Source organism: Dactylosporangium darangshiense (assembly GCF_039537565.1).
Classification (GTDB): domain Bacteria; phylum Actinomycetota; class Actinomycetes; order Mycobacteriales; family Micromonosporaceae; genus Dactylosporangium; species Dactylosporangium darangshiense.
Genome location: NZ_BAABAT010000012.1, coordinates 262,292 through 272,329 on the forward strand (window position 1 = coordinate 262,292; position 10,038 = coordinate 272,329).

The window sequence follows — 10,038 nt, forward strand, 5'->3', positions numbered from 1 at the left end:
AGATAGTTGTCAATAGTGCCGAAACTCTGTGCGCCCATGTCGGTTTCGGGCGCTCCCTGCGCTGGGGGCCGGCTTTGCGACAAGTCGGGCGCTCCGCGCCACGACTTGTCGGATTTATCGCCTGTCAGGGGAAATTCCGCCTTTCTCGTGATTCAGAGGGGAAGCGCGCCTGACACGCCGCGCGGCCTACCGGAGTGAGCACTCACTCCGGTCTTGACGGAGTGAGTGCTCACTCCGTAGCGTGGTGGCATGACCGAAACACCACGCCGGCGCCGAGCGCCGGGGATGAGCCCTGAACAGCGCCGCGCGATGATCGTGCAGGCCGCGTTGCCGCTGGTCGCGGAGTACGGCGCGGGCGTGACCACCCAGCAGATCGCCAACGCGGCCGGCATCGGCGAGGCGACGATCTTCCGCGCGTTCGCCGACAAGGAGGCCGTGCTCGCCGCGTGCATGGCCGAGGCCGCCAACCCCGCGGGCCTGCTGCGCGAGCTCGACAGCATCGACGTCGAGCAGCCGCTGGCCGAGCGGCTGACCGAGGCCCTCGACGCGATGCAGGCACACATGCGGCGCATGGGCGCGGTGGCCGGCGCGCTGATGGCCTCCGGGCACCGGCCCGAACGGGGACCGCACCGCGGCGAGGGCCCGCCGAGCCGCGACGCGTCGATGGCCGTCATGCGAGACGCGCTCGCCGAGCTGTTCCGGCCCGATCAGGACACGCTGCGCCTGCCCGTCGAGACGGTGGCCGAGGCGTTCATGTTCATCAGCATGGCCGCGGGCCGCGCCGGCCAGCACGTCGGCCACGCCGGGCTTGTCGACCTGTTCCTGCACGGTGCGGTGGCGGGCGGGGCAGACACATGACGTACGACACCTTGCCCGAAACGCGCCGTCGCACCATTGCGCTCGCCGTGCTGAGCTGCACGTTCCTGGGCATCCTGGACGGCACCGTCACGGGCACCGCCATGCCGCGCATCGTCGCCCAGCTCGGCGGCTCCGGGAACTGGTACGTCTGGGTCGTCACCGCCTACCTGCTGACCTCGACGGTGACCGTCCCGCTGTACGGCCGATTCTCCGATCTCTACGGGCGCCGCCCGCCGATGCTGATCGGGCTCGGCCTGTTCCTGGCCGGATCGCTGGCCAGCGGCCTCGCCCCGTCGATGGGCGCGCTGATCGCCTTCCGCGCCCTGCAGGGCGTCGGCGCCGGTGCCCTGCTGACGGTGAGCATGTCGGTGGTCCGCGACCTGTACCCGCCCGGCCGCATGCTCGGCATGGTCCGCATGCAGACGCTGATGGCCGGCATGTTCATCGTCGGCATGCTGGGCGGCCCGATCGTCGGCGGCGTGCTCGCCGACTACGCGAGCTGGCGGTGGGCGTTCCTGATCAACCTCCCCATCGGCCTGACCGCCGCCGCCGTGCTGGCCACCCTGCTGCCCCGCGCCCGCCCCGAGGCGGCGCCGGCCGGCCGGCTCGACCTGGCCGGCATCGCCCTGCTGACCGCGGGCCTTTCCTCGGTACTGCTGGGACTGAGCCTCAAGGGCCTGGGCGAGCGCGCCTGGACCGACCCGTCCGTCGGCGGCACCCTGCTGCTCGGCGCGGCCCTGCTCGCCGCGCTCATCGCCGTGGAGCGCCGGGCGGCCGTGCCGATCCTGCCGTTGCGCCTGTTCGGGCATCGCGCGTACGCCGCGATCGCCGCCGCGGGCTTCTTCTTCCAGGCCGCCAACCTGCCCGCCGCCGTCTTCCTGACGCTGTACCTGCAGCAGGTGCGCGGCTACTCCGCGACGACCTCCGGACTGCTCCTGCTCCCGATGCTGGCCGGCATGGTCCTCAGCAACCGGCTCACCGCCGTCACGATCCTGCGCACCACCCGCCCCAAGCCCGCGCTGCTGACCGGCGCCGCGCTGCTGGTCGCCGGCAGCGCCCCGTTCGTCACCCTCGACACCACCACGCCGACGCCGTTGATCGGCGCCTGCCTGCTGCTCATCGGCCTCGGCAGCGGTCCGGCGATGGGCGGCGCCAGCATCGTCGCCCAGAACAGCGTCCCCCGCACGGACATCGGCACCGCCACGGCCGGCTCCATGCTGACCAAGCAGATCGGCGGCGCCACCAGCCTCGCCTGCGCCCAGTGGCTGCTCTCACACCACCTGGCGGTGTCCGCCGGCGCCGCGGCCGTCACGGCGGGCATCGCCACGAGCCTGGGGTGGATCGGCGGCCTGAGCGGCCTGCTGGCCCTGACCGCCGTCGCCGTCATGCCCGACGTGCGCATCACCCGGCCGGCCGCGCCGGCCCCGGCGCCCGCTCAGCCCCCGGCCGGGTCCAGGCGATAACCGGCACCGCGGACGGTGCGGATAGCGGTCCGCCCGTACGGATGGTCGATCTTCTTCCGCAAATACCCGACGTACACCTCGACGATGTTCGGGTCCCCGTCGAAATGGGCGTCCCACACGTTCTCGATGATCGCGGTCCGGCTGAGCACATCGCCGGGATGGCGCAACATGAACTCGAGCAACGCAAACTCCCTCGCCGTCACCGAGATTTCGTCGGTACCCCGAGTGACACGCCGCTGCACCGGGTCGAGCCGCAGATCCCCGGCGCTCAGCACGACCGGCCTTTGCGGCGCACCGCGGCGAATGAGCGCACGGAGGCGGGCCACGAGTACCACAAAGGAAAACGGCTTGGTGAGATAGTCATCGGCGCCGAGGTCGAACGCGTCCGCCTGGTCGTATTCCCCGTCCTTGGCGGTGAGCATGAGCACCGGAGTCCACACTTCGCGCTCCCGCAGCTGCCGGCACACTTCGTATCCGGACAACCCCGGCAGCATGATGTCCAGAATCAGCGCGTCATAGGCCCCGTAAGGCGTCTCGGTGGCGGCCCACAACCCGTCGACGCCGGTGTGTACCAGATCGACGGTGAACCCTTCGACACCCAGCCCATCCCGAATCGTCTCGGCGAGATTCACCTCGTCCTCGACCACCAGCACCCGCACGGCAGACCGCCCCCCATCGCGTGATCACAGCGTCACATCGGGATCCTGAATCAATCCTGAGGATGACGGGTTGTTCAGCCCGTTTTCAGCCACGCCGAGTCACCATGATGTGTGCCGTCGCCCGAAACCCTGCAGCGCCGCGCCACGTGGCTCGCCGGCGCGGCGGCGCTCGCGCTGGCCGTCCTGTCCATCTTGGCCGCAACCAGGTCCGCCGTGCTCATGCACCCCGACGCGGTCATGAGCGCGGCAGCCGGCCGATTCACCGGATCGCACGGCGCCGTGCGATCCGCGACCGCCGCGGTGACACACAGCGCCGACCCTCTCGTCCTGTGGGTCCTGCTGGCCGCCGGCCTGATCGCACTGACGGCCCTGCGCCGCTGGCGGGCGGCGCTGTACGTTGCGGCCGTGGCCTTGACCGGCACTGCCGTGCGCCTCACGCTGCTGCATCTGATCGCCCGCCCGCGCCCGGTCGACCGCCTCATCGAGTCGACCGGCTACTCGTTCCCGTCCGGCCACACCACGTCATCGGCCCTCGCCGCCGGCGCCGCGATCGTCGTAGTCTTCCCGTTGCTGCCCCCGGCGTGGCCTCGCCGCGCCTTCGCCGCCGTCGCCGCCACCTGGGCAGCGCTGGTCGGCCTGAGCCGGATCCTGCTCCTGGCCCACTGGCCGTCGGACGTCCTGGCCGGTTGGTTCCTGGCCACGGCGGTGGTGCTGGCCCTGCTGCCTTTCATGTACGGCAGCCCCGCCTTCCTTCGTAGCACGCGGGACACTGCGGTGAGTGACGGAATGTTACGCTGAGCACTCGGCCTGGGCCTCCATTTGGTGGGATGGTCTACGGTTAGGGAGACCGGTCAGCCGCACCGCAGGGTCCGTTCGGGGCGGCTGAGCGATCGCATCGGGACCAGCCCGGAAGCGCCACAACGAAGCGTCGCCGACGCCCGCGAAACCGTCGCGGGACGCCGCGACGACCCAGGTCGTGGCGGGTGCGCGTCGCAGGGACGGCGCCGCGCGCTCTGCTGCGGATGCGCCCGCGGCAGGTTGCCTCGGTGCTGCTTGGTGCTGGTCGGTGTTGGTCGCCCACGGCCGCGGCAGGTCTACGGCCGCGACGCCGGCCGTGAGCGGTGGTCGGTTTCGGACCGTGCGCGGCGGACGGTCTCGAAGATGTCCCCGCAGGGTTTCGGGCCCGGCGCGCGGCCGACCTCGACGAACCACTCGCGCCCCGCAACGGCCCGGAACAGCGGGCCGGGCAGCCGCGACAGCAGCGCCAGGGTGCGCACGCCGCCGCCCTCGCCCTGGCTGGCGTGGGCGCGCATGGCCGCACGCTTCTGCGGCCCGTACGCGCGGACGTCCACGACGTGCGTGATGTCGGCGCGTGCGGTGAACGCCGTCGCCGCCCCGCCCAGCGGGAGCGACGGCAGCAGGCGGCCGGCCAGGCGCAGGGCCGCGAGCGCCGGGCGCAGTGCGGCGCGGTCGACAGTGGCCTCGAGCAGGACCGGCGTGCCGGCCAGGCGGGCGGCCGCGGCGGCGACGCGGTGGACCTGGACGTGGTCGGGGTGGCCGTAGCCGCCGCGCGGGTCGTAGCCCGTGAGCACGTCGGCCCGCTCCTCGCGCAAGATCGCCGCCAGTCTCGCCGCCGCCTCGTCCACCGGGGCGTCCGCGAAGCGCGTGCCATCCGCCGGCCCGTCGCCCGGGGCGTCCGCGAAGCGCATGCCGTCCGGCGGCCGGTCGCCCGCGGCGTCAGTGGAGCGCGTGCCGTCCGGCGGCCGGTCGCCCGCGGCGTCAGTGGAGCGCGTGCCGTCCGCCGGCCCGTCGCCCGGCGTGTCGGTGGGCCGGGAGTCCGCTGACCAGCCGCCGGGACCCGCAGAATGGGATATTTCCCCGTAAACTGGTGCAACCAAGCCCGAGTCGAGGTAGCCGAGGGTTTCCACGCGGGCGCAGCCCAGGGCCGTCGCGGCGGCCAACAGCTCGCGGTGGCGGCGCTCGCCAAGAAGGGCGCCCGTCGGGCCTGCCGAAAGGCCCGATTCGCCCAAAGTCGCGGTCACCAGCACGACGCGATGGCCCTCCGCAGCCGCGCGCGCCAGAGTGCCGCCCGTCAGCAACGTCTCGTCGTCCGGGTGCGCGTGGAAAGCCACCAGAGTGAAGGTCACGCCGGGGTCCGGCGGCCCAGGAACGCGGCGGACCGCGCGTACAAGGCATCGGCGGCGTCCAGCACGGTCTCCCAGCGTACGCACGGGGCCACCGACCGGTTGTACAGCGCCACCGCCGCGGCCCTCGACGGGTCGTCCAGCAACGCGGCCAGAGTCGAGCGGAGCTCCTCGTCCGAGTTGACCAGCCAGCCCTCGACACCGTGGCTGATGAAGTCGGCGACGCCGCTGCCGGCCCGCGCCACCACCGGCAAGCCGGCGCTGCGGGCCTCCAGGGCGGCGATGCCGAAGGACTCGCGCGGGGCGGGAGCCACGTACACGGAGGAAGCCGAGAGCAGCGCACGGATCGCGGTGCGGTCCAGGGCGCCGGTCAGGTGGATGTCGTCGCCGGCGCCGGCCGCCGCGATCTCGCGGCGCAGGCCCGGCAGCAGAGGACCGTCGCCGACCAGCACGGCGCGGAAGCGACCCGGATGCGTGGCGCGCAAACCGAGCAGCGTCCGCAGCAGGGCGCGGGGGCGCTTGCGGCGGACCATCCGCATCACGCTGATGAGGGTCGGCACGGGGTCGGTGGGAGGCGCCGGCGGCAGGAGCCACGCGGCGGGGTCGATGCCGTTGGGCAGCACCGCGACCGGAGTCCCGTCCAGGGCCGCACGGACCGCGGACGCCGCCGCGCTGCTCACCGCCGCCCACTGCACGGGCCAGGCCGCCGCGTCCTGCCAGCGGGCGAATCGGCGTACCAGCGGGATGATGTCGTGCCACATCGAGTGCACGGAGACGACCGTCGGCGGGCCGCCCGCGGCCGCCAGGCGGGCGGCGGTCCAGGCCAGCGGGGAGAACGCGGAGACGTGGGCGTGCACCGCCTCGACGCCGTGCGCCTGCAGGGTCTCGGCCAGGTTCCGGGCGCCTACCTTCCGGTACGGACCGGCGCCCACGAGGCCGACGCGGAGGACCGGAACGTCGTCCGGACCGCGACCACCGGCGGTGGTGGTGAGGACCAGGGTTTCGTGTCCGGCCGTCTGCTGCCTCGTGGCCAGGTCGTGTACCTGCAGTTCGACGCCGCCGAGGCGGGGCAGGTATACGTCGGTGACGTGAGCGATCCGCAAGGCAGGACTCCTACCGGGCCAGGAGCCACAGGGCGGTGGCCAGGCCGCCGACGGGGATCTCGGCGACGAAGACGAAGGCGCGGTACAGCAGGACGCCGGCCAGCGCCGCCGTCGGGTCGGTGCCCAGGGCGATGAAGACCGCGATCGTGCCCGCCTCGACCAGGCCCGCGCCGCCGGGCGTGATGGCGGCCAGCGTGAGCAGGCGCTCGACGACGAGGCCCGCCAGGAGGACCGGGAACGGCAGGTGCACGTGGATCGCCTCGAGGCACAGCCAGAGCAGGGCGCCCTGCAGCAGCCAGTACCCGGCCATGCCCCAGCTCAGCTCCGCCCACCGGCGCCGCACGAGCCGGTCGGTGCCGTCGAGCAGGGCGGCCGTCGCCGCCGTCCAGCCGCGGCGGCGCAAGAGGCGTTCCGCCAGGGTGACCAGGCGCAGCAGCAGCAACGACCGGCCGAGCAGGGCGGCGACGACCAGGGCGCCCACGACGGCGCTCGCGGTCGCGCAGACCAGCCACAGAGAACCGGGGTCGGCGTCGGCCAGGAGCAGTACCGCAACGGCCACCAGTGGCATCACGAGCTTCGCGACGAGGTCCCAGGCCTTCGAGACGACCACGAAGCGGGCGAACTCCAGGCCGGTGTGGCCCCAGCCGCGGACCATGCCGAGGTTGAGGGCGGTGCCGGCGACGCCACCGAGGGGCAGGACGTTCGACACGGCGCTGCCCGACAGGTTCAGGGTCAGCGCGCGGCGGTGCGTGAGGCCCGGCAGCGACGCGGTGAGCACGAACGTGTGCACGACCAGGCCCAGCAGCCACACCGCGCCGAGCAGCAGCGGCCAGCGCCAGCCCAGGTGGGCGATCATCCGCCAGGCCTGCGACCAGGACGCGCCCAGCGCGGACAGGTGCATCGCCGACCACACCACGAGGCCCACCGCAACCAGCAGCAGCGCCGTGCGGCGGCCCCGCGCGCTCACTGTCCCGTCCAAATCCGTCCTCCCCTACGGCCCCGGTCTGGAGTCGCTCAAGGTCGCAGACGGATCCTGAAAAGACACTGAAGACGGTCAGCGCTGCGGCGGGGCGGTGCTCTCCCGGACGACGAGCTCGGTGGCCAGCTCGATGCGGGGGGACTCGATCCGCTCGCCGTTGACGATGCGCAGCAGGGTGCGGGCCGCGGCGACGCCCATCTCGTGCAGCGGCTGGCGGACCGTGGTCAGCGGCGGCGCGGTCCACTGGGCGAAGTTGAGGTCGTCGAAGCCGACGACGCTGACGTCGCCGGGGATGGTCAGCCCGGCGCGGCGCACCGCCTCGTAGACGCCGGTGGCCTGCTGGTCGCTGCCGGCGAAGACCGCGGTCGGCGGGTCGGGCAGGGCGAGGAGCGCCTCGGCCGCGCGCAGGCCGCCGTCGTGGTGAAAGTTTCCGTACCGCACGAGCTGCCGATCCACCGGGAGCCCCGCCGACTCCAGGGCCGCCCGGTAGCCGGCGATGCGCGCCCGGGTGCACTGGAACTGCTCGTGCCCGCCGATCGCGGCGATGCGCCGATGCCCGAGCGAAGCCAGGTGCTCGGCCGCTGCGTAGCCGCCGGCGAAGTTCGTCGCGCCGATCGACGGCGTGCCCGGTGGCGGCTGATTGACCGCGTCGATGATGACGAACGGCAGGTTGCGCCGGCGCAGGTCCTCGTGCTGGCGCTCGGCGAGCTCGGACAGCACCAGGATCGCGCCCTCCGAGCCGCGGGCCAGCAGCGACTCGACCCAGCGCCGGGTCAGCGACTGGCGGTTGTGCACGGCGGAGACGACCAGGCCCAGGCCCGCCTCCTCGACGACCTCCTCGACGCCGGTGAGGATCGACAGGCCCCAGACGCTGTCGAGATCATTGATGACCAGGTCGATCAGGTCGGTGCGGCGGCGCCGGCCGTTCTTGGCCGCCCGCGGGCGCTGGTAGCCGCGCTCGGCCAGCAGCCGCTCGACGGTCTGGCGCGTCCTCGCCGAAACGTCCGTGTGGCCGTTGAGGACCTTCGAAACCGTCGACACCGCGACCCGCGCCTCCCGCGCGATCTCGGCCATTGTCGGCCTGCCGTTCAGGGTCATGACGTCACCTGTGTTTTTCGAAAACGGTTGCCTGTTCCCCGTGGGGTGGCTTGTGATCGGCACCGTACACCCCACACGCCCTCCCTCCGAAATGTTTCCCGAAACCGCGGGGCGACTTTCGGAATCCTCGGCAAGTAGATGGGAGCGCAATTGAACATCGTCAACCCGGTCCTGCCCGGTTTCCACCCGGACCCGTCGATCCTCCGGGTCGGAGAGGACTACTACCTCGCCACCTCGACCTTCGAGTGGTACCCGGGCGTGCGCCTGCACCACTCGCGCGACCTCGTGCACTGGCGGGCCATCGGCGGCGCCCTGGACAGCCTGCGGCTGCTGGACATGACCGGCAACCGGGACTCCGGCGGCATCTGGGCGCCGTGCCTGTCCTACGCCGACGGGCTGTTCCACCTCGTGTACACCGACGTGAAGTCCTACTCCGGCTTCTGGGACACGCCGAACTACCTGGTGACCGCCCCGTCGATCGAGGGTCCGTGGTCCGACCCGGTGCCGCTGCACGCGCAGGGCTTCGACGCGTCGCTGTTCCACGACGGCGCGCGCAGCTGGCTGCTGTCCAACCGCACGGACTGGCGCCCCGGCAACCCGTGGGCCAACGGCATCATCGCGCAGGAGTACGACCGCGCCGCCCGCCGGCTCCTCGGCGAGCCCGTCACCATCTACACCGGCACCGCGGCCGGCATGACCGAGGGCCCGCACCTGTACCGCCGCGACGGCTGGTACTACCTCGTCACCGCCGAGGGCGGCACCGACTGGTTCCACCAGGCGACCGTCGCGCGCTCCCGGGATGTGCTCGGCCCCTACGAGACCGACCCGGGCACGCCGCTGATCACCTCCGTGCACCGGCCCGACCTGACGCTGCAGAAGGCCGGGCACGGCAGCCTCGTGGCCACCCCGGCCGGAGAGTGGTTCTTCGCCCACCTCACCGGCCGGCCGCTGAGCCCTCGTGGGCGCTGCGTGCTCGGCCGCGAGACGGCGATCCAGCGCGTCACGTGGACGGAGGCGGGATGGCCGCGCATTGACGGTGGTGTACCCCATGACGAGGTCCCCGCCCCCGCGCTGCCCAGCCACCCGTGGCCGGACGAGCCGGAGACCGACGACTTCGCCGCGCCCGGCCTCGGCCCGCACTGGAGCACCCTGCGCCGCCCGGCGCACCGCGACTGGCTGTCCACCCAGGCCCGCCCGGGGCACCTGCGCATACACGGCGGCCGGTCCGCCGGTGCGCCGGCGGGGGAGAGCCTCGTCGCGCGGCGCGTCCAGCACGCCCGCGCCACGTTCGAGGCGACCGTCGAGTTCCGCCCGGCGCATTTCCAGCACATGGCGGGCGTCACCGCGTACTACAACAGCCGCAACTGGTACTTCCTGCGGGTCGGCTTCGACGAGCGGGCCGGCGCGATCGTCGACGTGCTGTCCAGCGACGACGGGCGGCTGCGGCTGCACAGCCCAGCGGTGCCCGTCGCGGGGCCGGTGCGGCTGCGGCTGGACCTCGACGGGGGCGCGCTGCGTGCCTCCTGCGGCGAGACGCAGTGGGGCCCGTTCGACGCGAGCATTCTCTCCGACGAGTACGCCCGCGAGTGCAACGGCGGGGGCTTCACCGGCGCCTTCTTCGGCCTGTGGGTGCAGGACATGACCGGCGGCGGCCTCCCGGCCGACTTCTCCGCGGCGACGTACAAGCCGCAGCCCTGAGCGGGGCACACGAACTCGGGGTCCCGTCGCGGGGGG

9 protein-coding genes are annotated in these 10,038 nt (G+C 73.0%); 4 read left to right on the top strand and 5 right to left on the bottom strand.

From position 1 onward, the window contains the following. Window positions 1-249 precede the first annotated feature (249 nt). Window positions 250-858 carry a TetR/AcrR family transcriptional regulator gene (locus tag ABD901_RS23845; RefSeq protein WP_345129342.1) on the top strand — a complete coding sequence of 203 codons (609 nt, stop codon included), beginning with the start codon at window positions 250-252 and terminating at the stop codon, window positions 856-858. Beyond that, a complete protein-coding gene (locus ABD901_RS23850) occupies window positions 855-2,321 on the top strand; it encodes an MFS transporter (protein WP_345129343.1) in 1,467 nt (488 codons plus the stop codon). The genes ABD901_RS23845 and ABD901_RS23850 overlap by 4 nt, the downstream gene beginning before the upstream one ends. On the opposite strand, the gene ABD901_RS23855 is transcribed toward ABD901_RS23850, so the two are convergent. Beyond that, the gene (locus ABD901_RS23855; RefSeq protein ID WP_345129344.1) at window positions 2,294-2,980 is read right to left on the bottom strand and encodes a response regulator transcription factor; all 687 of its coding nucleotides are present in this window, start codon (window positions 2,978-2,980) and stop codon (window positions 2,294-2,296) included. The two genes, ABD901_RS23850 and ABD901_RS23855, sit on opposite strands and share 28 nt — an antisense overlap. A gap of 111 nt (window positions 2,981-3,091) precedes the next feature. Between ABD901_RS23855 and ABD901_RS23860 the strand changes: the two genes are divergently transcribed. Then, complete coding sequence (locus tag ABD901_RS23860) at window positions 3,092-3,778, top strand: phosphatase PAP2 family protein (RefSeq protein WP_345129345.1); 687 nt, start codon at window positions 3,092-3,094, stop codon at window positions 3,776-3,778. A 296-nt stretch (window positions 3,779-4,074) separates the two neighbouring features. Here ABD901_RS23860 and ABD901_RS23865 read toward each other — a convergent pair whose 3' ends face one another. From ABD901_RS23865 to ABD901_RS23880, 4 genes are all read right to left on the bottom strand, one after another. Then, on the bottom strand, window positions 4,075-5,127 hold the full coding sequence (locus ABD901_RS23865; RefSeq protein ID WP_345129346.1) for a PIG-L family deacetylase: 1,053 nt from the start codon (window positions 5,125-5,127) through the stop codon (window positions 4,075-4,077). Further along, entirely contained in the window at window positions 5,124-6,227 is a 1,104-nt protein-coding gene (locus tag ABD901_RS23870) for a glycosyltransferase family 4 protein (RefSeq protein WP_345129347.1), read from the bottom strand. Before ABD901_RS23870 ends, ABD901_RS23865 begins: the two co-directional genes overlap by 4 nt. 10 nt (window positions 6,228-6,237) lie before the next feature. Next, window positions 6,238-7,194 carry a lysylphosphatidylglycerol synthase transmembrane domain-containing protein gene (locus ABD901_RS23875; protein ID WP_345129348.1) on the bottom strand — a complete coding sequence of 319 codons (957 nt, stop codon included), beginning with the start codon at window positions 7,192-7,194 and terminating at the stop codon, window positions 6,238-6,240. Between the two features lie 87 nt (window positions 7,195-7,281). Then, a complete protein-coding gene (locus tag ABD901_RS23880) occupies window positions 7,282-8,304 on the bottom strand; it encodes a LacI family DNA-binding transcriptional regulator (RefSeq protein ID WP_345129349.1) in 1,023 nt (340 codons plus the stop codon). A 138-nt stretch (window positions 8,305-8,442) separates the two neighbouring features. On the opposite strand from ABD901_RS23880, the gene ABD901_RS23885 reads away from it, so the two are divergent. Beyond that, a complete protein-coding gene (locus ABD901_RS23885) occupies window positions 8,443-10,002 on the top strand; it encodes a glycoside hydrolase family 43 protein (protein WP_345129350.1) in 1,560 nt (519 codons plus the stop codon). Window positions 10,003-10,038: the final 36 nt, after the last annotated feature.